Source organism: Streptomyces mangrovisoli (assembly GCF_000974985.2).
GTDB lineage: Bacteria > Actinomycetota > Actinomycetes > Streptomycetales > Streptomycetaceae > Streptomyces > Streptomyces mangrovisoli.
Genome location: NZ_LAVA02000078.1, coordinates 1 through 24,102, shown reverse-complemented (window position 1 = coordinate 24,102; position 24,102 = coordinate 1). Strand labels below are relative to the sequence as shown.

Below are 24,102 nucleotides of genomic sequence, written 5' to 3'. Positions count from 1 at the left end.
CCCCGTGTACCCGGATGCACTGGGGCACAACGGGATGCACCGCAGGAGAACGTGCGGCGTAGCCAGTCTAATGAAGGTGTTCCCGCTGTCTAGCCTTTCATTGCTTCAATCTTCAGCGAGTGCACTGCGGATTTCGCAGGCGTTAGCACCGTGTTCCGGCTCGGGATCGTCGTCACGGGCCTCTTCGTCCAGCATGCGCTCCGCCGCGGCGCGGTGCAGTCGGGCCGCGGTGGGGTCGCCCAGACGCTCCAGGGTGTCGGCGAGCCGGAGCTGGAGTGCGGCCAGCAGCCGGCCGTCGTCGGCCCGGCGCGCCCACTCCATGGCCTCCTGGCAGGTGAGCAGCGACTCCTCGGGCCGCCCGGCGTACTCCTGGACCCGGGCCAGCTCGCTCAACGCCCGTGCGTGGGCGGCCAGATCACCGTTCCTGCGGTGGCCCGCGACGGCCGCGCGCCAGCCGCGCTGCGCCTCGCCGTAACGGGCCGCGTAGGTGTGGGCGGCGGCGATCCGCCCGTAGAGCCGCGCGGCCTCCGCGCGCTCGTCGCGGGCGAGCCGCTGGGCGAGGGCGCGGCCGAACCAGTCGGCCGCCCGGTCGTAGTCCCCCAGCTCCAGATGCGCACCACCTACGGATTCCATTGCGCGAGCGGTCGCATACGGGTCATCTGCTCTGCGTCCGACGTCCAAAGCTGCGCGATATCGCACCAGCGCCTCCGTCGTCCGGCCGGTGCGGGCATCCAGGTCGGCGAGGTTCAGCAGCGCCGCGGCCTGCTCACGGGGCAGCTCGCGGCGCTCGGCGACGTCCAGGACAAGGCGGTGGATGCCGTACAGGTCGGGTGCCGCGGCCCGGGTGCCCTGGTGCGCGACCAGGGCCCGCACCAGCTGGGACATCAGGCGGCGGGCCAGGGTGTCCAGCTCCCCGTCGGCGACCGCGAGCCGGGCCGAGGCCAGCAGGGCGGGCCGGCGCAGCACCAGCCAGTCGGCCGCGGCCCGGGGGTTCGGGAAGCGCAGCGAGCGCGGCAGCCCGAGCTGCTTCTCGCGGGACTGGGGGCTGTCCGTCTCGGTGATCGTGCGGCAGGACTGGAGCAGCCGCACGGTCCGCTCCAGCATCCGGGCACGGGCCAGCTGGAGCTCGCCGGGGCGGTCCTTGGCGGCGGCCTGGGCGGCGAGCAGGGGCTGGAGGCAGCCGGGCACCTCGTACTGGGGCTGCTGCGAGTCGGCGGCGTGCAGCAGACCGAGCGCGGCGAACTCGTCCAGCGTGCCGTGGGCGGCCTCCACCGAGCAGCCGGCCAGGGCGGAGGCGGTGTGCGGGTCGACCAGGCCGGCCGGGGCGAGGGCGAGCAGCCGCATCATGCGCGCGGCGGGGCTCGGCAGGGTGTCGTGGACCAGCCGGAACATCCGGGCCAGCGGGCCGGGCGCGGCCTCTCCCACCCCGGCGTCGTCGGGGTCGGCGTGCAGCCGCTTGGCGAGGTCGGCGACGGCCACCTTGGGGCGGGCCGCCAGCCAGCCGCTCGCCAGCATCAGCGCGGCGGGCTGCGCCTGGCACGCCTCCACCAGAGTCTCCGCGGCGCGCGGGTCGACGGTGACCCGGACCGACCCGATCCGGCGGGACAGCAGCTCCACCGCCGACTTGGTGTCGAGGCCGCCCAGAGTGCAGGGGCGGACGTCCGCGACGCCGGTCAGCGGGCCCCGGGCGACGGCCACGACCAGGCAGGCGGAGTTGTCCGGGAGCAGGGCGTCGACCTGTTCGGCGCCCGTCGCGTCGTCGAGCAGGAGCAGGGCCTTGCGATCGGCGAGGGCGGCCCGCAGATCGGCGGTGAGGTCGTCGTCCGAGGCGCCGGGCGGACTGCTCGCACCGAGCGCGGTGAGCAGCTCGCGGGCGGCCCGGCCGCTCGGCACGGGCGTGCCGTCGGGCTCGCTCAGCCGGGCGCGCAGCACGCCGTCCGGGTAGCGGTCGGCGACCTGGCGCACCAGTTCCGCGGCGAGGGCGCTGCGGCCGGAGCCGGGGCGGCCCGCGATCAGCAGGACCCGCGCGCGGGGGGCCTTGCGCCCGGAGATGGTGTCGAGACCGGTGCGCTCGATGTCCGCGGCAAGCTCCTTGAGCTCCCGTGTGCGGCCGAGGAACCGGTCCTCCACGTCCTCCACGTCCTCCACGGGAGCGGGCTCCGGCAGCCGCGCGCCGTCCGTGTCCACCGCCTGATCCGCCACGGGCCACACTCCCGTCCCACCGCACGCGCAAGCCCGCCGGGGACTCCGGTTCGGGCGTTTCCCGAGCCTAGTTGACGGTCCGTGGCCTTCCTGGACGGGCGGGGCGGACGGTCCCCCGATCGGATCAGCAGATCGTCACATCAGTGGTGGGACGAGGGGGCCTTTCGCTCCGACCGCACGCCGGTACGGTCCGGACGCCCGGAGCGGCCCCCACCGCCCACATCGGCAGCGGCCGCGCACGTGCGGTCGTAGACCCGCCCCGCCGATCGCCGTCCGGCACGCCCCCGCGAGACGTCGTAGGACCCGTGCGGCGCCATCGTGGCTTGTCGCGCAGTTCCCCGCGCCCCCAAAGGGGCGCGGGGAACTGCGCGATCAACCCCCACCGGCCCGCACCCGAACACACGACCTCTGGACCCCCGTCCTTGAAGGGGCGCGGGGAACTGCGCGACCAGCCCCCACTCACCCGCAGCCAAAAACGGCGAGCCGCCCGCAGGGCGTCACGCGAAGGGGCGCGCCGGCCACTCCGCCTCCGCCGGACGCAGCGCGTCCAGCCCGTCCCCCGCCCGCGCCGCGATCAGCGACAGCACCCCCACGACCAGGCAGTTGTTGTGCAGCTCGCCCGCAAGGACCCCCCGGGCCAGCTCGTCCACCGGTACCCGCGCGTACTCGAGGTCGATCTCCTCGTGCTCGACCTCGAAGCGCTCGCCCTCGGCCTCGGACAGATCCCGCGCGAGAAAGATCCGCACGGCCTCGTCGCAGCCGCCGGGCGTGGTGTAGACGTCCGTCAGCACCCGCCAGTCCTCGGCCTTGACGTGCGCCTCCTCGTACAGCTCGCGCTGCGCCGCGTGCAGCGGGTTCTCCCCGGGCACGTCGAGCAGCCCGGCCGGGATCTCCCACAGCTTCTGCCGCACGGGGTGGCGGTACTGGCGGATGAGCAGGACCCGGTCCTCCTCGTCGAGGGCGAGCACGGCCACGGACCCCGGGTGGACCTGGTAGTCGCGGTGGACCACGGACCCGTCGGGCATGACCACGTCGTCCGTGCGGACGGAGGTCTTGTTGCCCACGAAGGGGGTCGCGGTCGCCCGGATCTCCCACTCCTCCGGCGTGTCCTTGATCGTCATGCCCTGTCCTTCCACGTGCCACGTGCAGAAACGTGCGGAAACAAAAACCGGGGTGCACACCATTGAAGGTATGCACCCCGGCCACCGTACAACTGGTGTGTTACTTCGAGGTCTTCCGCTCGACGGCCGCCTTCACCAGCCCCGCGAACAGCGGGTGCGGGCGGGTCGGACGCGAGCGCAGCTCCGGGTGGGCCTGCGTGGCCACCAGGTACGGGTGGACGTCACGCGGGTACTCCACGTACTCGACGAGCTTGCCGTCCGGCGACGTGCCGGAGAACAGGATGCCCGCCTTCTTCTCCAGCTCGGCCCGGTAGGCGTTGTTCACCTCGTAGCGGTGCCGGTGCCGCTCCTCGACGTACTCCTTGCCGTCGTAGACCTCGCGCACGATCGAGCCCTCGGCCAGCTTGGCCGGGTACATGCCGAGCCGCATGGTGCCGCCCATGTCGCCCTCGCCGGCCACGATGTCGAGCTGCTCGGCCATCGTGGAGATGACCGGGTGCCCGGTCGCCGGGTCGAACTCGGTGGAGTTGGCGTCGGAGATGTCGGCCAGGTTGCGCGCGGCCTCGATCACGATGCACTGCAGGCCCAGGCAGAGGCCGAGCAGCGGGATCTTGTGCTCGCGGGCGTACTTGATCGCGCCGACCTTGCCGAGCACACCGCGGTCGCCGAAGCCGCCGGGGATGCAGATGCCGTCGACGTCGGCGAGCTGCGCCTTGGCGCCGGCCGGGGTCTTGCAGTCGTCCGAGGTGACCCACTTGATCTTCACCCGGGCACGGTTGGCGAAGCCGCCCGCGCGCAGCGCCTCGGTGACCGAGAGGTAGGCGTCGGGCAGGTCGATGTACTTGCCGACCAGGGCGAGGGTGATCTCGTGGTCGGGGTTGTGGACGCGGTCGAGCAGGTCGTCCCACGTCGTCCAGTCCACGTCGCGAAACGGCAGGTCCAGCTTGCGGACGACATAGGCGTCCAGGCCCTCGCCGTGCACGGTCTTCGGGATGTCGTAGATCGAGCGGGCGTCGGGGCAGGCGACGACGGCGGCCTCGTCGACGTCGCACATCAGCGAGATCTTCCGCTTGATCGCGGTGGGCACCTCGCGGTCGCAGCGCAGCACGATCGCGTCCGGCTGGATACCGATGTTGCGCAGGGCGGCGACCGAGTGCTGGGTCGGCTTGGTCTTCAGCTCGCCCGAGGGGCCGATGTACGGCAGGAGCGAGATGTGGACCACGAAGACGTTGTCGCGGCCGACCTCGTGCCGGACCTGGCGGACGGTCTCCAGGAACGGCAGCGACTCGATGTCGCCGACGGTGCCGCCGACCTCGGTGATGACGACGTCGACCTCGTCGCCGGCCATGCGGCGGATGCGGTGCTTGATCTCGTTGGTGATGTGCGGGATCACCTGGACCGTGTCACCCAGATACTCGCCCCGCCGCTCCTTGGCGATGACCGTGGAGTACACCTGTCCTGTAGTGACATTGGCGGAGCCGTCCAGGTCACGGTCGAGGAAACGCTCGTAGTGTCCGATGTCCAGGTCGGTCTCGGCTCCGTCGTTGGTGACGAAGACCTCACCGTGCTGGAACGGGTTCATGGTGCCCGGGTCGACGTTCAGGTACGGATCGAGCTTCTGCATCACGACGCGCAGGCCGCGTGCCTTGAGCAACATGCCGAGGCTGGAGGCGGTGAGGCCCTTGCCGAGAGAGGAGGCGACACCCCCGGTGACGAAGATGTGCTTGGTCGTCGTGGCTGTGCTGTTTCGAAAAGCAGCGGGCGGCATGGCCAAGAGGGGGCTCCCGTGGTCGCGATCTGGTCTGCGGTACAGCTGCCGGGCCGAAATGCTTCGGTGGCGCCGTCGCTGCGGTTCGGGGGTTTCGTGCCCACCGGTCCACGGGCTACCAGGGTATCAGCGCCTCGGGGCGCTGGCTTCCGGCCACGCTGCGCGCACGGTCCGACACGAATTCCGGCCCGGATTCCGGCCTGGAGTCCGGCCTGGAGTCCGGCCTGGAGTCCGATCCGGCGTCCGATCCGCACATCGGCCCGGCATCCGATCCGGACAACAGCCCCGAGTCCGATCCGGGCAAAGGACCGGTGTCCGACACAGACGTATCCCGGTCACCGGGTCCTCACCCGTTGCTCACCCGTTCGGCCCACGCGGGTTGCCCGGAGCGGCACACAGATCATCTACGTGCGTCGTATCCTGCTCGGACATTCGCTGCCGAGCCCGGCCGGGTCACACGGCACCACCCCCGCCCGTGTCGACCGGAACAATGAGAGCTCGTCAGTTCGTTGAGCAAGAATTGCCGTTTTGTCCCCAGGCGGAGCGGCTGCTCCGCCTCACCGCTCAACGACGCATTACAACGACCCCTTGACCGCACCAGCGACCGCCCCCTCGCGGGGTGACGTGGCCGTTCGACTGGAGTTGCACGTGGCCGGGCGCATCGAAGACTACGCACTCATCGGAGACATGCAGACCGCCGCTTTGGTCTGCCGGGACGGGACGGTCGACTGGCTGTGCCTGCCCCGCTTCGACTCCCACGCCATCTTCGCCGGCCTGCTGGGCACCGAGGAGCACGGCTACTGGCGCATCGGCCCCGCCCACGCGGCCGATGCCCAGCCGCCGACCGCCACCCGGCGCTCCTACCGCGGCGACTCGCTGATCCTGGACTCCGAGTGGGACACCCCGCGCGGCACGGTCCGGGTCACCGACTTCATGCCGCCGCGCGAGGGCGCCCCGCAGGTGATCCGCATCGTGGAGGGCGTCACCGGCCGCGTCCCGATGCGCTCCACCCTGCACATGCGCTTCTCCTACGGCCGCGTCGTCCCGTGGGTGGACCTGCACGAGGGGCGCACGGTCGCCGTCGCGGGCCCCGACTCGGTCTGGTTCGACACCGAGTGCGAGACCTCCGGCAAGTCGCCGACCATCCACTCCGACTTCACCGTCGGCCCCGGTGACCGGGTCGCCTTCACCATCTCCTGGCAGGCCTCGCACCTGAAGCCCCCGCCGCTGCCGGAGCCCGAGCAGTCGCTGGAGGCGACGGAGGGGTTCTGGCGGGAGTGGGTCGAGCACTGTACGTACCACGGCCCGTACCGCGAGGCGGTGATCCGCTCGCTGATCACCCTGAAGGCGCTGACCTACGCCCCGACCGGCGGGATCGTCGCGGCCCCCACCACCTCCCTGCCCGAGGACATCGGCGGCGTCCGCAACTGGGACTACCGCTACACCTGGCTGCGCGACGCGGCCATCACGCTGTCCTCGCTGCTGCGCACCGGCTACCGCGAGGAGGCCCGCGCCTGGCGCGAGTGGCTGCTGCGGGCGGTCGCGGGCGACCCGGAGAACCTCCAGATCATGTACGGCATCGCGGGCGAGCGGGAGCTCGGCGAGGCCGAACTGGACTGGCTGCCCGGCTACGAGAACTCCGCCCCGGTCCGGGTCGGCAACGGCGCCGCGCACCAGCTCCAGCTCGACGTGTACGGCGAGACCATCGAGGCCCTGCACCTGGCCCACATGACCGGACTGGCGCGCAACGACTACGCCTCGCTGCTCCAGCTGAAGCTCATCCGCTACCTGGCCGACCACTGGGACGAGCCGGACGAGGGCATCTGGGAGGTGCGCGGCCCGCGCCGCCAGTTCGTGCACTCGAAGGTGATGGCCTGGGTCGCCGTCGACCGCACGATCAAGCTGATCGAGGCGGGCGACGCGGACGGCCCGCTGGAGGAGTGGCGCGAGCTGCGCGACGACATCCACCGGGAGGTGTGCGAGAAGGGCTACGACAAGGAACGCAACACCTTCACGCAGTCCTACGGCTCCCGGGAGCTGGACGCGTCGCTGCTGCTGATCCCGCAGATGGGCTTCCTGCCGCCGGACGACAAGCGGGTGATCGGCACCATCGAGGCGATCCAGCGCGAGCTGTCCACGCCGGACGGGTTCATCCTGCGCTACCCGACGCACGGCGACGAGGAGAACGTCGACGGGCTCCCGGGCGACGAGGGCGCCTTCCTCGCCTGCTCGTTCTGGATGGCCGACGACCTCGCGATGATCGGCCGGGTGGACGAGGCCCGCAAGCTGTTCGAGAAGCTGCTCTCGCTCCGCAACGACCTCGGACTGCTGGCCGAGGAGTGGGACCCGCGCCTCCAGCGCCAGGTGGGCAACTTCCCGCAGGCCTTCAGCCACGTGCCGCTGATCGACACGGCACTGCGCCTGACGGCCTCGGGGGCCTACGGCGGCTGACGGCCTCGGGGCCTACGGCGGCTGACCGCCTCGGGGGGCCGCGGCGGCTGACGGTTCCTGGCGGCCCACGACGGCTGGCCGCTCCCGGGAGCCGCACGGCCCACCGGAACCGCCCCGGCAGCGGTCCGGAGATGTCCCGGCGGCGGGCGCGCGGGTAGCGTCCGCTGCATGGACAGCCGTACGGACAGCAGATTCGACACCTACGCCACCCAGGGCGCCGGGATCACCGTTCAGCGTGCGCTGGAGCTGCCCGGACTGCGCAGCGGGCTCCCGGAGATCCTGGCGGGTGCCGAGCGGCTGGGCCGCACCGTGCGCTGGGTGCACGCGGGCGAGGTGCCGAACATCGCCTCCCTGCTCAAGGGCGGCGAACTCCTGCTCACCACCGGGTACGGCCTGGGCACCCGCCCCGCCGAGCAGCGCGCCTTCGTGCGCACCCTGGCCGAGCGCGGCATCGCGGCCCTGGTGATCGAGCTGGGCCCCCGCTTCACCCGTCTGCCCGCGACCCTGGTGGAGACCGCGCGGGCGACCGGGCTGCCGCTGGTGCAGTTGCACCGCGAGGTGCCGTTCGTGGCCGTCACCGAGGAGATCCACACCGAGATCGTCAACGGGCACTACGCGCTGCTCCAGCGCGCCGAGGAGGTGCACCGGCGCTGTACCGAGGCGCTGCTGGGCGGCGGCGGGGTGCCGCAGGTCCTCGGCATCCTCGCCGACTTCGGCGGCAACCCGGTCTTCCTGGAGACCACCGACGGCCGCCTGCTGTACGCGGCCGGCTCCGGACCCGAGGGCGCGGACCCGCTCCAGGTGTGGGAGGGGCTGCGCGGCCCGCACAAGGACGCCCCGCCGCCCGCCGGATCGGTGCTGGTGGACGTGCCGGGCGGCGGGCCGGGTCCCGGGTCGGTACGGGCCCGGCTGGTGCTGCTCCCGGTGCGCGGGCCGCTGGCCCCGGTGCACCGGATCGCGGCCGAGCGCGCCGCGGGCATCCTGGCCGTCGTCCTCATGCAGGCCCGGCAGGAGGAGGAGCTCGCCGCGCGCGGCCGGGGCGACTTCCTCACCGACCTCGCCGAGGGCCGGATCGCCGCCGAGGACGCCCCGGCGCAGGCCCGCGTGCTCGGCTTCAAGCCGGGCGGCGGTCCGCTGCTGCCGGTGGTGATGCGGCTCGCCGACGGCCTCGCGGGCACCGACGGCACGGGCACCGGAGGCTCGGGCGGCAACGGCGGCGGCTGGGCGGTGCTCGCGCGGGCGGTCGGCGAGGAGCTGGCCGCGCTGGGGGTGCCGGTGCTGTTCGGTGTCCGGCCGGTCGAGGGCCGGGTGCCGCTGCTGCTGGGCCTGCGCGCGGAGGCGGAGCGCCCGGCGGTCGCGGACCGGGTCGCGGCGGCGCTCAGGGCGGGCGTGGAGCGGGCCGGCATCCAGCGGCCGGGGGCCCGGCAGCCGGTGGTGGTCGTGGGGCCCGCCGGGGACTGGGCGGCGGCCTCCACGGGGCTCAAGCACGCGGCCGAGACGGCGACGGCCGCGCAGGGGCTCACCGACCGGCCCTGGTACGACGCCCGCAGCCTCGACATCGACCTGTTGCTGTGGCGGCTGCGCGACCATCCGGACCTGGCGGCGTTCGTGGAGCGGGCCATCGGGCCGTTGCGCGAGCACGACCGCCGCTCCCGGCCCCCGCTGCTGCCGACCCTGGAGACCTATCTGGCGCACGCGGGCCGCAAGGCCGAGACCGCCCGCGAACTCCACCTCAACCGACAGACCCTCTACAACCGGCTCGCCCGCATCGGGGAGTTGCTGGGCACCGACCTCGACGACCCGCAGACGGTACTGGCGTTGAGCCTGGCGCTGCGGGCCCGCCGTCACGTGGCCTAGGGGGTGACCGCTGCGGGACTCAGGGCAGCGGCCGGGGCTGGGTCAACTCGTCGTACACGCAGAGCACTTGGGCGACGGTCTCGTCCTCCGTCGGCCATCCGGCCGCCTGGCGCAGGCCGCGCTCGCGCAGCGACTCCCGCCGCTCCCGGTCGCCGAGCAGGCGTACGACGGCGTCGGAGAGCGCCTTGGCGTCGCCGGCCGGGACCAGTTCGGCCGCGTCGCCCACCAGGTCGGGGACCCCGCCGACGGCGGTCGCGACCAGCGGCACGCCCGCGTGCAGCGCCTCCTGCGCCAGCACCGAGCGCGGCTCCCACCGGCTGGGCAGCAGCGCGAGATCGGCCGCGGCGAGCAACTCGGTGACGTCGTCCCGCCGTCCGACCAGCCGCACCGGCAACGCCTCGTCCTCGATGCGCCGCTGGAGTTCGGCGCGCAGCGGACCCTCCCCGGCGACGAGCACCATCGGCACCGGGTCGAGCCGGCACCAGGCGTGCGCGGCGTCCAGCAGGACGTCGTAGCCCCGCTCCCGGTCCAGGGAGCCGACGGCGACGAGCAACGGGCGCCCGGTGGCGCCGAGTTCGGCGAGCAGCTTGGGCCGCAGCCGGTCCGGGTCGTCGGGGTCGACGGCGCGGCGGCGGCCCGGCAGCGCGACCGCGCCGAGCCGGGCGTCCCGGGCGCCCCGGCGGCGGGCCCGCTCCACGAGGTCGGAGGTGGTGCCGAGGACGACGGTGGCCGCCTTCACCACCCGCCGCTCCAGCAGCCGTACCAGGTGGATGCGGGCGGCGCTCTCGGCGAAGGCGCGGTTGTGCCAGGTGACGACGAGCGGGGTGCTGCGGCCGCTGAGCGCGAGGACGGCGCGGAAGGAGGCGTGCAGCCCGTGCGCGTGCACCAGGTCGGCGTCCCGGCACGCCTCCCGCAGCACCGCCACGGAGCCGGGGTCGCTGCTGCGCGGCACGTGCACGTGGTCGGCCCCGGTGCCGGTGAAGTCGTAGGTGTGATCGGCCTCGACGGGGGCGCACACCGTGACCCGCACGCCCCGCGCCACCAGCCCCGACGCCAGGGACCGCACGTGCGCGCTGCTGCCGGCGTCGCCGCCGCCCAGCACCTGCACGGTACGCAGCGGCGACTGACCGTGCGGCGAGTGGCTGCTCACGAAGCTCACGTGGCCGGGACTCCTGGGTTCGGGGTGGAACGGTCACGGAGGACCGTACAGAAGGTACGGGCGACGATGGCGCGTCACGTGCGCTTCCCCCGCGTACCGGATGCACCGTCAAGGATGCCAGCCCACCCGTGTGTTCCGGCAATGCCGCAGGTCCCCACCTTCCCTCACATCAGACCCCCGAGCGAACGGCTCACCCACCCGGCGGATTCGTTGCTAGGGTCCGGGCGCGTGGACGACAGCGTGTACGTGGGCCACGCCGGTGCGGACGCGGCGCTCGACCGGGGCTGGCTGCTGGGGCACTTCAAGGAGCCCGGCGACCCCCGGCACAGCGCGGACGTGGAGATCAAATGGGGTGTTCACCCGCGCGGCGACGAACGGGCGCAATGGGTCGCCGGCGAGGCGCGGACGGCCCTGCTGGTCCTCGTCAGCGGCCGCTTCCGCATGCGGTTCCGCGACCGCGACGTCCTCCTGGCGCGCCAGGGCGACTACGTCGTGTGGGGGCGCGGAGTCGACCACTCGTGGTCCGCGGAGGAGGAGTCGGTCGTACTGACCGTACGGTGGCCATCGGTACCGGGCTACGCAACACCACCCCGCCACTGACCCCGCAGCGCCCCGAAAGGGGCGCGGGGAACTGCGCGACCAGCCCCCACGCACCCGCACCCGACCTCGAACCCGCCTACAGGCACGGCCCTACCGGCACCCGCCGACGGCAGAGCACCCCCCGCCCGGGGCGGCACCTCACCGTCACCCCCGACCCGCCCGGAGGGCGTCCCGCGCCGTGGCCAACAACTCCTCCGCATGGGCCCGAGCCGTCTCCGAGTCCTCCTGCCCCGCCAGCATCCGGGACAGCTCGCGGACCCGCTCCTCGCCCTCCAGGACCTTCACCCCCGAGCGGGTGACGGTCCCGTCGTTGGTCTTCTCCACCAGCAGCTGCCGGTCGGCGAACGCGGCCACCTGCGGCAGATGGGTGACCACGACCACCTGGGCCGTCCGCGCGAGCCGCGCGAGCCGCCGGCCGATCTCGACCGCCGCCTTGCCGCCGACGCCCGCGTCGACCTCGTCGAAGAGGTACGTCGGCACCGGGTCGGTCCCCGCGAACACGACCTCGACGGCCAGCATCACCCGGGACAGCTCACCGCCGGACGCGCCCTTGGCGATCGGCCGCGGCGGGGCGCCCGGGTGCGGGGCGAGCAGCAGCTCCACCTCGTCGGCGCCCGACGGCCCGTACGCCACCGCGCGCCCGCCGACCTCGACGCCCTCCGGGTCCTCGGTCTGCCGGATCGCGAAGGAGACCCGCGCGTGCGGCATGGCCAGCGACGCCAGCTCGGCGGTGACCGCGGCGGCGAACCGCTCCGCGGCCTCCGTGCGCGCGTCGGTGAGCGCCTGCGCCAGCGCGCCCAGGTCCGCCCGGAGCCCGTCGCGCTCGGCGGTCAGCTCGTCGATCCGCTCGTCGTCGCCGTCGAGTTCCGTCAGCCGCGCGGCGGACCGCTCGGCCCACTCCAGCACCGCGTCGATGTTCTCGCCGTACTTGCGGGTCAGCGCGGTCAGCGCGGCCCGCCGCTCCTCGACGGCCGAGAGCCGCAGCGGATCGGCGTCGAGGTCGTCGGCGTATCCGGCGAGCTCCCCCGCCACGTCGCCGAGCAGGATCCCGACCTCCCCGATCCGCTCGGCCAGCGACGCGAGCGCCGGGTCGTGCGCGCGCACGGCCTCCAGGGCCCGGTGGGCGCCCGCGACGAGCGTCGAGGCGTCGATGCCCTCCGGGTCCTCGGGGTTGCCCGCGAGCGCGGTGTGCGCGGCGGTCGCGGCCGACGAGAGCGCCTCGGCGTGCCCGAGCCGCTCCGCCTCCTCGGCGAGCTCCACGTCCTCGCCGGCCCGCGGCTCGACGCCCGCGATCTCGTCGAGGCCGTAACGCAGCATGTCGGCTTCCTGCGCCCGCTCCCGCGCGCGCGTGGTGATCTCCTCCAGCTCGGTGGAGACCGCCCGCAGCCGCCGGTACGCCTCGCCGTACTTGGCGAGCGGACCCGCCACGGCCTCGCCGGCGTACCGGTCGAGCGCCTGGCGCTGGCGGCCCAGCTTCAGCAGGCCCTGCTGGTCGGTCTGGCCGTGCACGGCCACGAGTTCGTCGGCGAGTTCGGCGAGGATGCCCACGGGCACGCTGCGCCCGCCCACATGCGCCCGCGACCGGCCCTCGGCGGAAACGGTACGGCTGATCAGCAGCGCCCCGTCGTCCAGCTCCGCGCCGGCCTCCTCGGCCCGGGCCACGACCGGCGCGCCGGACGGCACGGTGATCCGGCCCTCGACGACCGCCTTGTCGGCCCCGATCCGTACCAGCGCCGGGTCCGCGCGCCCGCCGAGCAGCAGCCCCAGGCTGGTGACCACCATGGTCTTGCCCGCGCCCGTCTCGCCCGTGACCGCGGTGAATCCGGGGGACAGCTCGACGACGGCGTCGTCGATGACTCCGAGCGACCGTATCCGCATCTCTTCCAGCACGCCCCCGACCTTACGAGGTCGGGGCGGGGAAGTGCGACGGCCCCCGCCCCGACGACACGAAGGCGCAGGTGACGAATGCGGACCGGCTACGCAAGTCACCCACCCGAGTGCACCACCGGCACCCCGGCCGAGCGAGCCGCGGGCCCCTAGTGGGGAGCCCCCCGCCACCCCGACACCGGCAGCGCGAACTTCGCCACCAGGCGGTCCGTGAAGGAGGCGTGGTGCAGCCGGGCCAGCCGGACCGGTACCGCGCCGCGGCGGACCTCCACCCGGGCCCCGGGCGGCAGCTCCACCGTGCGGCGGCCGTCGCACCACAGCACGCCCGGCGGGACGTGCGGCAGCACCTCCACCGCGAGCACCGAGTCGGGCGAGGTCACCAGCGGCTTGGCGAACAGCGCGTGCGCCGAGATCGGCACCATCAGCAGCGCCTCGACCTCCGGCCACACCACGGGACCGCCCGCCGAGAAGGCGTACGCGGTCGAGCCGGTGGGCGTGGACAGCACGATGCCGTCGCAGCCGAAGCCGGTGACCGGCCGCCCGTCGATCTCCAGCACCACTTCGAGCAGCTTCTCGGCGCCGGCCTTCTGCACGGCCGCCTCGTTCAGCGCCCAGTCGGTGTGCACGATGTCGCCGTTGCGGTGCACGACGACGTCGACCGTCATCCGCTCCTCGACCTCATAGGCCTTGGAGACCACCCGGTCGACGACCTTGTCGAGGTCGTCCCGCTCGGCCTCCGCGAGGAAGCCGACGCTGCCGAGGTTGACGCCGAGCATCGGCACCCCGGACGCGCGGGCGAACTCGGCGCCGCGCAGCAGCGTGCCGTCACCGCCGAGCACGATCAGCAGCTCGCAGCCGTCGAGGCTCTGCGGGGTGGCCTCCTCGACCAGCTCCACCTCGTCGGGCAGCGGCAGGTCCGCGGCCTCGTACTCCAGCACCCTGACGCCCACGCCCGCCTTCAGCAGCCCCTTCACCACGAGTTCGGCGCTGCGGATGGCCGCGGGCCGCCCGGTGTGGGCGAGCAGGAAAACAGTACGAGCTCGGTTCGGTGTCAACGCGGCCCCTCCGCCACAGCACGGTCAACGTCGGCCGGGTCCAGTTCGGCTGCCCCGGCCCGCAGCCACAGAAAGTACTCGACGTTCCCGGAGGGCCCGGGCAGCGGGCTGGCGGTGACCCCTTGCACCCCGAGCCCCAGCCCCCACGCCTTCGCGGCCACCCCGCGCACGGCCTCCGCGCGCAGTTCGGGACTGCGCACCACGCCTCCGCTGCCCAGCCGGTCCTTGCCCACCTCGAACTGCGGCTTCACCATCATCACCAGGTCCGCGTCGGGTGCGGTGCAGCGCGCCAGGGCGGGCAGCACCAGTCCGAGCGGGATGAAGGAAAGATCCCCCACCACAAGATCCACAGGCTCCCCATCGATCGCTTCGAGCGTCAACTCGCGTACGTTCGTACGGTCCTTGACGGTGACGCGTTCATCGCTCTGCAGAGACCAGGCGAGTTGTCCGTATCCGACGTCCACCGCGACCACGTGCGCCGCCCCGGCGCGCAGCAGCACGTCGGTGAAGCCGCCGGTGGAGGCCCCGGCGTCCAGCGCCCTGCGGCCCTGCACCGCGAGCCCCAGGGGCACGAACGCGGCGAGCGCCCCGGCGAGCTTGTGGCCGCCCCGGGAGACGTACTCGGGGTCGCCGTCGTCGGCCTGCACGACGATCGCGGCGGCGGTCTCCACCTGGGTGGCGGGCTTGGTCGCGAGGGTCTTGCCCACGGAGACGCGCCCGGCGGCGATCAGCTGGCTGGCGTGCTCGCGCGAGCGCGCCAGTTTCCGGCGGACCAGCTCGGCGTCGAGACGGCGGCGTGCGACTCCTGCCACGTTCGGTTCAGCTCCTGCTCTGGTACGGCGACGACGGCCTCGGATACGGCTGCGGGGGCGCCGGGGTCCCCGCTCCCGGGTGGGCCGGGGTGACCGGGCGGGCGTCGAGCGCGGTGAGCGCGTCGCGCAGCCCCCGGTGCACATCCTCGTACACCTCGAGGTGCCCGTCGGTCGTGAGGTGGTCGGCGTCGGCCAGCCGCTCCAGGCGGGCGTCGACGTCCGCGTGGCCGGTCGGGGTGCGCGACACGCCGAGCGGAGCGGGCGCGGCGGGGTCGTCGTCGGCGGCGTCCGGCGACGGCCGCGGGTCCTCGGCGGCGGTCCCGGGCACCGTCGGGTCCTGGGCGGCCACGGCCCCGGGAAGGCCCTGCGGCACGGCCCCGGCGGCCGCTTCCGTCACATCCCGCGCGTCCGTCGCACCCGTGACGTGGTGTGCGCCGGGCGGGACCTCATGTTCCGGCACTGTGTCGCTCATGCCCAGACGCTACCCCGAACCGCTGGGGTACCGTCGAGCGCGATGGCCACGATCGAGGAGTGCCGCGGCGCACTGGAGAAGCTCTCGGACAACATGCGGGGCGCCGAGGGCGACGTCCGCGCGGCCGCGGCGCTCGACCGGTCGGTGAGCTGCCGCATCACCGACTTGGACGTCACGTTCCTCGGCCGGATGACCGGCGGCCGGATCGTCGTCGACGAGACCGTCGAGGGCCCTCCCGCGGAGAAGGCGCAGATCCGTCTCACCATGGCGGGCGACGACCTGGTGGCCCTGGTGGGCGGCGAGCTGAACTTCGCCCGCGCCTGGGGATCGGGCCGGGTGCAGCTGGAGGCGAGCCTGCTCGACCTGTTCCGGCTCAGGAAGCTGCTCTAGTGCTGCGACCGGAAAGGTTCACCGGCTCGCGACGCCCGGCACGGCACCTCGCCGCGTTGTCGCATCACCCGAGTACATCCAGTACGCGGGCGATGCTCCGCCTTGCGATGCACCGCACCGGACGCCGCGAGCTTTCCGGCAAACCTTTCCGGTCACAGCACTAGACCTACGGCGCCGTCGTCGCGTCCGCCTTCGTGCGGGCGCGTGCGGCGCGGGCCGCCGGCACCACCAGGGGCGTACCGGTCTCCGGGTCCTCGATGACCTGGCAGCGCAGCCCGAACACCTCCTCGACCAGCTCCGCGGTGACGATGTCGCTCGGGGCGCCCTCGGCGACCACCCGGCCCTCCCGCAGCGCGATGAGGTGTGTGGCGTAGCGGGCGGCGTGATTGAGGTCGTGCAGCACGGCGACGAGCGTGCGCCCCTGCTCCTCGTGGAGCTCCGCGCAGAGGTCGAGGACGTCGATCTGGTGCTGGATGTCGAGATAGGTGGTCGGCTCGTCGAGCAGCAGCAGCGGGGTCTGCTGGGCGAGCGCCATCGCGATCCACACGCGCTGCCGCTGCCCGCCGGACAGCTCGTCGACATAGCGCTCGGCCAGCTCGGCGACGCCGGTCCGCGCCATCGACTCGCGCACCACCCGCTCGTCCTCCGCCGACCACTGACGCAGCAGGCCCTGGTGCGGGTAGCGGCCGCGGCCGACGAGGTCGCCGACGGTGATCCCGTCGGGCGCGACGGCCGACTGCGGCAGCAGCCCGAGCGTGCGGGCGACCTTCTTCGCGGGCATCGACTGGATGACCTGCCCGTCGAGCAGGACCCGGCCCTCACTCGGCCTGAGCATCCGTGACAGGGCCCGCAGCAGCGTGGACTTGCCGCACGCGTTCGGACCGACGATCACCGTGAAGGAGTTGTCGGGGATCTCCACCGACAGCTTCTCGGCGATGACGCGCTGGTCGTAGGCGAGGGTCACGGTCTCGGCGGACAGGCGGTTCACGGTGCTCCTAGGGATGGGCGAAGCGGGACGCGCCCCGCTGACGGCGCTCGGCTGCGGCTCGCTCATATCCGGCCCGCCCGGCGCTCGGTGACCAGCAGCCACAGCAGGTAGAGGCCGCCGAGGACGCCGGTGACGACGCCCACCGGCAGCTGGTCCGCGCCGAACAGGCGCTGCGCGGCCCAGTCGGCGGTGACCAGCAGCGTGGCCCCCATGCACAGCGAGGGGACCAGGTTCGGGCCGGGCGACCGGGTCAGCCGGCGGGCGAGCTGCGGCGCCGTGAGGGCGACGAAGGTGACGGGTCCGCAGGCGGCGGTCGCGGCCGCGGTCAGCAGCACCGCCGACACCATCAGCACCAGCCGCACCCGCTCGACCCGCACCCCGAGGGCGTACGACACGTCGTCGCCCATCTCCAGCATCCTGAGGCCGCGCGCCTGGGACAGGACGAGCGGCAGCAGTACGGCGAAGAGCGCCAGCAGCGGCCAGACCTGGGTCCAGTCGCGCCCGTTGAGCGAGCCGGTCATCCACACGACCGCGCGGGCGGCGTCGACGAAGTCGGCCTTGGTGATCAGATAGCCGTTGACGGCGGTCACGACGGCGGACACGCCGATGCCGACGAGCACCAGCCGGTAGCCGTGCACGCCCTGCTTCCAGGCGAGCAGATAGATGGCCAGGCCGGTCGCCAGGCCGCCCACCAGCGCGCCGCCGGTGACCGCGGCCGCGCTCCCCGAGAACAGGACGATCATGACGAGGGCGCCGGCCGTGGCGCCCGCCGAGAGGCCGAGCACGTCCGGGCTGCCCAGCGGATTGCGGGTGACCGACTGGAACAGCGCGCCCGCGAGCCCCAGCGAGGCGCCCACCAGCAGACCGACCAGCACGCGCGGCAGCCGCAGCTCGCGGACGATGAACTCCTGGCCCCGGTCCCCGCCGCCCACCAGCGTCCTGAGCACGTCACCGGCCGAGATGGGGAAGTCGCCGGTGCCGATCAGCAGCACGCTCGCGGTGAGGGCGGCGAGCAGCAGCGCGGCCACGACGGCCAGCGCCCGCGCGTCCAGCCGCAGGGAGAGCCCGCCGGGGGCGCGCAGGGCGCGCCCGAGCGGCCGCGCTGTCCCGGCGGCGGCCGCCGGGGCGGAGGTGTCCGGTGTCGTCTTGCGTACGGTCCTCACAGCTGGGCCGTCCTCCGGCGTCGTACGAGCAGGATGAAGACCGGGCCGCCGATGACCGCGGTGACCACGCCGACCTGGAGTTCGGCGGGCCGGGCCACGATCCGGCCGACGACGTCGGAGCCCAGCAGCAGCACAGGCGACAGGACGGCCGCGTACGGCAGGATCCAGCGCAGGTCGGGGCCGGTGAAGGAGCGGACGACGTGCGGGACCATCAGCCCGACGAACACGATCGGCCCGCACGCGGCGGTCGCCGCCCCGCACAGCAGGGTGGCCGCGAGCATCGACAGCGCCCGGGTGCGGTTGAGGTTGGCGCCGAGGGCGCGGGCGGTGTCGTCGCCCATCTCCACGGCGTTCAGCGGACGGGCCAGCAGCAGCGCGAGGACCATGCCCGCCCCGAGGAACGGCAGCACCTGGAGGATCGTCGTGTCGGTGGCGGTGGCCAGCGAACCGACGGTCCAGAAGCGCATCTTGCCGAGCGCAGCGTCGTCCGTGATCATCACGGCCTGGAGATAGCCGTAGAGGGCGGCGCTGATCGCCGTGCCGGCGAGCGCGAGCCTGACCGGCGTCGCGCCCCGGCTGCCGCCGAGGAACCAGACCAGCGCGCCCACGGCGGCGGCCCCCGCGAACGCGAACCACACATAGCCGCTGACGCTGCTCACGCCGAAGAACGTCATCGCGGTGACGACCGCGGCGGACGCGCCCGCGTTGATGCCGAGCAGCCCCGGGTCGGCCAGCGGGTTGCGGGTCAGGGCCTGGAGCACGGCTCCGGCCAGGCCCAGCGCGGCGCCGACCAGCAGGCCGAGGACGGTGCGGGACAACCGCTCGTCGACCACGACGTCGCCGTAGCTGCCGGTGCTCTGGAAGAGCCCGTGCCAGACCTGGGCCAGGGTCAGTTCCTTCGCCCCGATCGCGATGCTCGCCAGCGCGACGAGCGCGAGGAGGCCCGCGGCGGCCACGAGCCCGAGGGCCCTGACCGCACGGCGAGCCGGGGGCGCGGGGGCGGTCTCCGCGCGCTGCTGAGAGGGACTGTCGACCAACACGCAGTTAGGTTAGCCTACCCTCCCAACTCGCTTCGATACCCGCCCCGCTCCGCCTCGCCCCGGGAACGACGGCGCGCCCGTCGGCTACAGCCCCAGCCGGGCCAGCGCCTTCTCCGCGTCCAGCTCGCAGCCGCCCTCACCGGCCGCCGTCCAGGCCGCCGCGCACAGCGCCCGCAGCCCGTCCAGCGGCTCGCCCTCGCCCGCCAGCTCCAGCGCCGCGCTCCCCGCCGTGGCCGTCCAGCCGCCGCAGCGGAAGCCGTCCCCGGCCGCGGCGACCTCCGGCTGCCCGCCGAGCATTCCGCGCAGATCCGCGTCGACATACGTCGGCCGGTGCTGCGGCGGCGCGGCCAGCAGCTGCGCGCCGTCGGTCACCCCGGTCAGCACCAGCAGCGAATCCACCTCGCCGTTGAACGCGCCCTCGATGTCCGTGTCCAGCCGGTCCCCCACCACCAACGGCCGCTCGGCACCCGTCCGCAGGATCGTCTCCCGGTGCATCGGCGGCAGCGGCTTGCCCGCCACCTGCGGATCGGCACCCGTCGCGATCCGCACGACCTGCACCGCCGCACCGTTGCCCGGGGCGATACCGCGCCCGCTCGGGATCGTCAGATCGGTGTTGGACGCGAACCACGGCACCCCGCGCGCGATGGCGTAACTGGCCTCCGCGAAACGGCTCCACTGAAGTTCGGGGCCGCCGTAGCCCTGGACCACGGCCGCCGGATCGTCGTCCGCGGACTCCACCGGCTCCAGACCGCGCTCGCGCAGCGCGACCCGCAGCCCCTCCCCGCCGATCACCAGGATCCGGGAACCGGCCGGCACCTGCTCGCTGATCAGCCGGGCCACCGCCTGCGCCGACGTGATGACGTCCGCCGCGCCCGTCGGGATGCCCAGCTCCGTCAGATGCTCCGCCACGGCGTCCGGCGTCCTGAGCGCGTTGTTGGTGACGTACGCCAGATGCATACCGCCCGCGCGGGCCGTCGCCAGCGACTCGACGGCGTGCGCGATCGCGCTGCCGCCCGCGTACACCACACCGTCCAGGTCGAGCAGCGCCGTGTCGTACGCCTCGCTCAGGGCCCGGTCACTGCCGTCGGGGCTCGTCCTGACGCGCTGGCTCATTCCGCATCGCTCCTCGTTCGCTCGCTTTCCCCCGATCATCGCGCATGGCACCGACACACGTACGATGCCGGGATGAACAGTGGAGGTCACTCGGAGGCAACGTCGCCTCCAGGCCTGGAGCTCGCCCCTTTCCGCGGCCTTCGCTACGACCCCGAACGGGTCGGCAGCCTCGCGGCCGTGACCTCGCCGCCGTACGACGTCGTCGTACGCCCCGACGGCCTGCACCACCTCCAGGACGCCGACCCGTACAACATCGTCCGGCTGATCCTGCCGCAGGCTCCCACCCCGAGCGCCCGCACCGAGCAGGCCAACGACACCCTGCGCCGCTGGCTCGCCGAGGGCGTCCTCACCGCCGACCCCGAGCCGGGCCTGTACGTCTACGAGCAGTGCGACGGCAACGGAATGCTCCAGCGCGGCATCATCGGGGCGCTGCGCCTGTCCGCCCCGGCCGAGGGCGTGGTCCTGCCGCACGAGGACGTCATGCCGCACGTCGTCGCCGAGCGGGCCGCCCTGATGCGGGCCACCTCCGCCAATCTCGAACCGCTGCTGCTCACCTACCGCGGCGACGGTGCCGCCGCCGTCACCACGTCCGTCGTGGAACGCACGGCCGGTGAGCCCCCGTTGCTCGCGACGAAGACGGAGGACGGGTTCCGCCACCGCCTGTGGGCGCTGACCGACCCGACCGACATCGAGCGCGTCCGCGCGGACCTCGCGACCCAGCAGGCCCTGATCGCCGACGGACACCACCGCTGGGCCACCTACCGACGTCTACGCGCGGAGCATCCCTCGCCGAGCCCCTGGGACTACGGCCTGGTCCTGCTCGTCGACACCGCCCGCTACCCGCTGCGGGTCCGCGCCATCCACCGGCTGCTGCACAACCTCCCGGTGGCGGACGCGGTCGCGGCCCTGCACGGCCTGTTCCGGGTACGGCGCCTCGACGCGGAGCTGCCCGAGGCGCTGGAGGTCCTCGCGGACGCGGCCTGCGCGGGCAACGCGTTCCTGCTCGCGGGCGACGGCGCCTTCCATCTCGTCGACCGGCCGGACCCGGACCTGCTGGCCCGTACGGTCCCGGCCGACCGGCCGGCCGCCTGGCGCACCCTGGACGCCACGGTCCTGCACGCCACGCTGCTCGACCACGTCTGGCGGGTGCCGGAGGACTCCCCCGCGCACATCGCCTACATCCACGACACCACCGCCACGGTCCGCAAGGCGGAGCGCGACGGCGGTACGGCCGTGCTGATGCACCCGGTGCGCGAGGAGGTCGTACGCGATCTGGCCCGCCAGGGGGTCACCATGCCGCGCAAGTCGACGTCGTTCGGGCCGAAGCCGGCTTCGGGGCTCGTGCTGAGGGCCCTCGACCTCTGATCCTGAGATCGAGGTCGAGGGCCCTGGGTTTCAGCGGGGTCGGGATCAGGCGTCGTTGACGTCCTTGGCGTCGTTGACGTCCTTGGCGTCCTTGGCGTCCTTGTCCGCGTCGGCCTCGTCGGCGTCGGTGTCCTCGTCGAGGTCGTCGTTGTCGTCAAGGTCGTCGAGGTCGTCGGCGAGGTCTTCGTCCTCTTCGTCCTCGTCGTCGTCATCGGCCTCGTCGGCTACGTCGGCTTCGTCGTCCTCGTCGGAGGCCGGAACCTCGTCCTCGGTGTCCTCGACCCGCTCGGCCTTCTCCTCGTCCGCCTCGGACTTCGCCTCGGCCCGGTCCTCGGAGAGGGCGTCGACGAACTCCACGCCGTCCAGCTCGGCCAGCCGGTCGGAGGCGTCGGTGCTGCCGTCGCGGTCGGCCTCGACGGCCTTCGCGAACCACTCGCGGGCCTCGCCGTCACGGTCGGCGGCGAGCAGCGCGTCGGCGTACGCGTAGCGCAGACGCGCGGTCCACGGCTGCACGGAGTTGGACGCGAGCTCGGGGCTCTGGAGCGTCACGATGGCCGCGTCCAGCTGCCCCATGTCCCGGCGGGCACCGGCCGCGACGAGACGCATCTCCACCTGGCCGGCCTTGTCCAGCCGCTGCACCTCGGGCGCGCCGGCCATCTCCAGGGCCTTCTCCGGCCGGCCGAGACCACGCTCGCAGTCGGCCATCACGGGCCACAGCTCGGCTTGACCGGTCATCCGGCGCGCGGCGCGGAACTCGGCGAGCGCCTCACTGAACTTCTGGTTGGCGTACGCGGCGAAACCGGCGGCCTCACGCACGGCGGCGACACGGGACGCCAGCCGGAGCGCGACCTTGGAGTAGCCGTAGGCGCCCTCGGGGTCCTCGTCGATGAGCCGGGCGACCATCACCAGGTTGCGCGCGACGTCCTCGGCGAGGGTCTTGGGCAGGCTCTGGAGCTCCTGCCGTACGTCCTTGTCGATCTCGTCGCCCGTGACGTCCTCGTCGATCGGCAGCCGCTTGATGGGCTCGCGGTCGCGGTCCCGCTCGTCACGGAACCGGCCACCGCCACGGCTGTCGTCGCGGAAGCCACCACGGCGGTCGTCACCGCGGTCGTCACGGCCCCGGTAGCCACCACCACCGGGCCGTCCGCCGCGGTCGTCACGACGCGGGCCGCCGTAGCCGCCACGGTCGTCGCGACCGCGGAAGCCACCACGGGTGTCGTCACGGCGGTCGCCGGACGGACGGTCGTCACGACGGTCGTCGCGGCGGAAGGGCGGACGGTCGCCGGAGGGACGGTCGTCACGACGGAAGCCGCTGCCCCGGTCGTCACGGCGGGGGCCGCGGTCGCCGTAGGACGGGCGGTCGTCGCGGCGCGGGCCGCGGTCGCCGTAGGAGGGACGGTCGTCACGACGGGGACCGCGGTCACCGTAGGAGGGACGGTCGCCGGAGGGGCGGTCGTCACGACGGAAACCGCCGGAACGGTCGCCACCGCGGTCGCCGTAGGACGGACGGTCGTCGCGGCGCGGGCCGCGGTCGCCGTAGGACGGGCGGTCGTCACGGCGGGGGCCGCGGTCGCCGTAGGAGGGACGGTCGCCGGAGGGGCGGTCGTCACGACGGGGGGCGCCGTAACCGCCGCCACGGTTGTCGTCGCGGCGGGGGCCGCGGTCACCGTAAGAAGTGGGTCGGTCGTCACGACGGGGGGCGCCGTAACCGCCACCACGACGGTCGTCACGCCGGTCATCACCCCGACGGTCGTCACGACGCTCGAAGCCACCACGGTCGCCGCGGTCGTCGCGACGCGGGCCGCCGTAGCCGCCGCGGTCGTCGCGACGGGGGCCGGAGCCACCACGGTCGTCACGGCCGCGGAAGCCACCGCCGCCTCGGTCGTCGCGGCGCGGGCCGCGGTCGCCGTAGGAGGGACGGTCGCCGGAGGGACGGTCGTCACGACGGAAACCGCCGGAACGGTCGCCGCGGTCGCCCGAGGGGCGGTCGTCACGGCGGTAACCGCCACCACGGTTGTCGTCGCGGCGGGGGCCGCGGTCACCGTACGACGGACGGTCGTCGCGGCGCGGGCCGCGGTCGCCGTAAGAAGTGGGTCGGTCATCACGACGGGGGCCGCCGTAACCGCCACCACGACGGTCATCGCCCCGACGGTCGTCACGACGGTCGGAGCCGCCACGGTTGTCGTCGCGGCGGCCGTAACCGCCGCGGTCGTCACGCCGGTCGTCACGCCGGCCGTGACCGCCACGGTCGTCGCGACCGCGGAAGCCACCACGGTCACCACTGTCCCGTCGCCGCTGGTCGCGCTCCGGTCGGTCGTCGGGCGAGTTGGGTGACATGGTGACTCCTGTCTTCGGTACTACAAGCATTGTAAAAACAAAAAGACCCCCGGCCCCAGCTGAACGCTGGGACCAGGGGTCTTCCAAAGATTGTTCGGCGGCGTCCTACTCTCCCACAGGGTCCCCCCTGCAGTACCATCGGCGCTGTGAGGCTTAGCTTCCGGGTTCGGAATGTAAACCGGGCGTTTCCCTCACGCTATGGCCACCGAAACCCTAATGGTTTCGAGCGAACAAGCACACTTTGTAGTTATGCGTTCTGCTCTAGCCGGCAACAGTCGTTGCCTCAGAACTAACACAGTGGACGCGAGCAACTGAGGACAAG

18 protein-coding genes, 1 rRNA gene and 1 pseudogene are annotated in these 24,102 nt (G+C 73.5%); 5 read left to right on the top strand and 15 right to left on the bottom strand.

What is annotated here, in order from left to right:
* Positions 1-105: 105 nt before the first annotated feature.
* From WN71_RS28300 to WN71_RS28290, 3 genes are all read right to left on the bottom strand, one after another.
* Positions 106-2,202, bottom strand: a complete 2,097-nt coding sequence (locus tag WN71_RS28300; protein WP_046584192.1) for a tetratricopeptide repeat protein — start codon at positions 2,200-2,202, stop codon at positions 106-108.
* Positions 2,203-2,699: 497 nt separating this feature from the next.
* Complete coding sequence (locus WN71_RS28295; RefSeq protein ID WP_046584193.1) at positions 2,700-3,323, bottom strand: NUDIX domain-containing protein; 624 nt, start codon at positions 3,321-3,323, stop codon at positions 2,700-2,702.
* Between the two features lie 100 nt (positions 3,324-3,423).
* The gene (locus WN71_RS28290; RefSeq protein ID WP_046584194.1) at positions 3,424-5,091 is read right to left on the bottom strand and encodes a CTP synthase; all 1,668 of its coding nucleotides are present in this window, start codon (positions 5,089-5,091) and stop codon (positions 3,424-3,426) included.
* A 648-nt stretch (positions 5,092-5,739) separates the two neighbouring features.
* On the opposite strand from WN71_RS28290, the gene WN71_RS28285 reads away from it, so the two are divergent.
* Together WN71_RS28285 and WN71_RS28280 are read left to right on the top strand one after the other, a co-directional pair.
* The gene (locus tag WN71_RS28285) at positions 5,740-7,542 is read left to right on the top strand and encodes a glycoside hydrolase family 15 protein (RefSeq protein ID WP_046584195.1); all 1,803 of its coding nucleotides are present in this window, start codon (positions 5,740-5,742) and stop codon (positions 7,540-7,542) included.
* A gap of 168 nt (positions 7,543-7,710) precedes the next feature.
* Positions 7,711-9,399: a PucR family transcriptional regulator gene (locus WN71_RS28280; protein WP_046584196.1), complete on the top strand. Its 1,689-nt coding sequence runs from the start codon at positions 7,711-7,713 to the stop codon at positions 9,397-9,399.
* 19 nt (positions 9,400-9,418) lie between these two features.
* Here the strand turns inward: WN71_RS28280 and WN71_RS28275 are convergent, their stop codons facing one another.
* The gene (locus WN71_RS28275) at positions 9,419-10,558 is read right to left on the bottom strand and encodes a glycosyltransferase family 4 protein (RefSeq protein WP_046584197.1); all 1,140 of its coding nucleotides are present in this window, start codon (positions 10,556-10,558) and stop codon (positions 9,419-9,421) included.
* Positions 10,559-10,786: 228 nt separating this feature from the next.
* On the opposite strand from WN71_RS28275, the gene WN71_RS28270 reads away from it, so the two are divergent.
* Positions 10,787-11,158, top strand: a complete 372-nt coding sequence (locus WN71_RS28270) for a hypothetical protein (protein ID WP_046584198.1) — start codon at positions 10,787-10,789, stop codon at positions 11,156-11,158.
* A 144-nt stretch (positions 11,159-11,302) separates the two neighbouring features.
* Here the strand turns inward: WN71_RS28270 and recN are convergent, their stop codons facing one another.
* From recN to WN71_RS28250, 4 genes are all read right to left on the bottom strand, one after another.
* Positions 11,303-13,036 carry a DNA repair protein RecN gene (gene recN, locus WN71_RS28265; RefSeq protein ID WP_046584218.1) on the bottom strand — a complete coding sequence of 578 codons (1,734 nt, stop codon included), beginning with the start codon at positions 13,034-13,036 and terminating at the stop codon, positions 11,303-11,305.
* Positions 13,037-13,194: 158 nt separating this feature from the next.
* Complete coding sequence (locus WN71_RS28260) at positions 13,195-14,100, bottom strand: NAD kinase (protein WP_046584199.1); 906 nt, start codon at positions 14,098-14,100, stop codon at positions 13,195-13,197.
* Positions 14,097-14,912, bottom strand: a complete 816-nt coding sequence (locus tag WN71_RS28255) for a TlyA family RNA methyltransferase (RefSeq protein WP_046584200.1) — start codon at positions 14,910-14,912, stop codon at positions 14,097-14,099. Before WN71_RS28255 ends, WN71_RS28260 begins: the two co-directional genes overlap by 4 nt.
* A gap of 7 nt (positions 14,913-14,919) precedes the next feature.
* On the bottom strand, positions 14,920-15,285 hold the full coding sequence (locus tag WN71_RS28250; protein ID WP_420856535.1) for a hypothetical protein: 366 nt from the start codon (positions 15,283-15,285) through the stop codon (positions 14,920-14,922).
* 141 nt (positions 15,286-15,426) lie between these two features.
* Between WN71_RS28250 and WN71_RS28245 the strand changes: the two genes are divergently transcribed.
* Positions 15,427-15,774, top strand: coding sequence for a sterol-binding protein (locus tag WN71_RS28245; protein WP_046584201.1), 348 nt, complete (start codon positions 15,427-15,429; stop codon positions 15,772-15,774).
* Positions 15,775-15,940: 166 nt separating this feature from the next.
* Here the strand turns inward: WN71_RS28245 and WN71_RS28240 are convergent, their stop codons facing one another.
* The 4 genes from WN71_RS28240 to WN71_RS28225 form a co-directional block, all read right to left on the bottom strand.
* On the bottom strand, positions 15,941-16,828 hold the full coding sequence (locus tag WN71_RS28240; RefSeq protein WP_079178171.1) for an ABC transporter ATP-binding protein: 888 nt from the start codon (positions 16,826-16,828) through the stop codon (positions 15,941-15,943).
* Complete coding sequence (locus WN71_RS28235; RefSeq protein ID WP_240529795.1) at positions 16,825-17,844, bottom strand: FecCD family ABC transporter permease; 1,020 nt, start codon at positions 17,842-17,844, stop codon at positions 16,825-16,827. Before WN71_RS28235 ends, WN71_RS28240 begins: the two co-directional genes overlap by 4 nt.
* A gap of 77 nt (positions 17,845-17,921) precedes the next feature.
* Entirely contained in the window at positions 17,922-18,965 is a 1,044-nt protein-coding gene (locus WN71_RS28230) for a FecCD family ABC transporter permease (protein ID WP_046584204.1), read from the bottom strand.
* Between the two features lie 84 nt (positions 18,966-19,049).
* Entirely contained in the window at positions 19,050-20,078 is a 1,029-nt protein-coding gene (locus WN71_RS28225; RefSeq protein WP_046584205.1) for an HAD hydrolase-like protein, read from the bottom strand.
* A 72-nt stretch (positions 20,079-20,150) separates the two neighbouring features.
* Between WN71_RS28225 and WN71_RS28220 the strand changes: the two genes are divergently transcribed.
* Entirely contained in the window at positions 20,151-21,443 is a 1,293-nt protein-coding gene (locus WN71_RS28220) for a DUF1015 family protein (protein ID WP_046584206.1), read from the top strand.
* 45 nt (positions 21,444-21,488) lie between these two features.
* Here WN71_RS28220 and WN71_RS28215 read toward each other — a convergent pair whose 3' ends face one another.
* The 3 genes and pseudogenes from WN71_RS28215 to rrf all read right to left on the bottom strand — a co-directional run bounded on the left by WN71_RS28215 (position 21,489) and on the right by rrf (position 23,990).
* On the bottom strand, positions 21,489-22,454 hold the full coding sequence (locus tag WN71_RS28215; RefSeq protein ID WP_240529794.1) for a hypothetical protein: 966 nt from the start codon (positions 22,452-22,454) through the stop codon (positions 21,489-21,491).
* Between the two features lie 375 nt (positions 22,455-22,829).
* A pseudogene (locus tag WN71_RS43280) lies at positions 22,830-23,606 on the bottom strand (hypothetical protein); the annotation flags it as partial.
* A gap of 266 nt (positions 23,607-23,872) precedes the next feature.
* Positions 23,873-23,990: ribosomal RNA gene (rrf, locus tag WN71_RS28205) — 5S ribosomal RNA — on the bottom strand.
* Positions 23,991-24,102 lie beyond the last annotated feature (112 nt).

Excerpts from the sequence above, each read along its gene's own strand:
- WN71_RS28295 (WP_046584193.1), bottom strand. The coding sequence starts at position 3,323 with ATGACGATCAAGGACACGCCGGAGGAGTGGGAGATCCGGGCGACCGCG.
- WN71_RS28290 (WP_046584194.1), bottom strand. The coding sequence starts at position 5,091 with ATGCCGCCCGCTGCTTTTCGAAACAGCACAGCCACGACGACCAAGCAC.
- WN71_RS28280 (WP_046584196.1), top strand. The coding sequence starts at position 7,711 with ATGGACAGCCGTACGGACAGCAGATTCGACACCTACGCCACCCAGGGC.
- recN (WP_046584218.1), bottom strand. The coding sequence starts at position 13,036 with ATGCGGATACGGTCGCTCGGAGTCATCGACGACGCCGTCGTCGAGCTG.
- WN71_RS28245 (WP_046584201.1), top strand. The coding sequence starts at position 15,427 with ATGGCCACGATCGAGGAGTGCCGCGGCGCACTGGAGAAGCTCTCGGAC.
- WN71_RS28240 (WP_079178171.1), bottom strand. The coding sequence starts at position 16,828 with ATGAGCGAGCCGCAGCCGAGCGCCGTCAGCGGGGCGCGTCCCGCTTCG.
- WN71_RS28225 (WP_046584205.1), bottom strand. The coding sequence starts at position 20,078 with ATGAGCCAGCGCGTCAGGACGAGCCCCGACGGCAGTGACCGGGCCCTG.
- WN71_RS28220 (WP_046584206.1), top strand. The coding sequence starts at position 20,151 with ATGAACAGTGGAGGTCACTCGGAGGCAACGTCGCCTCCAGGCCTGGAG.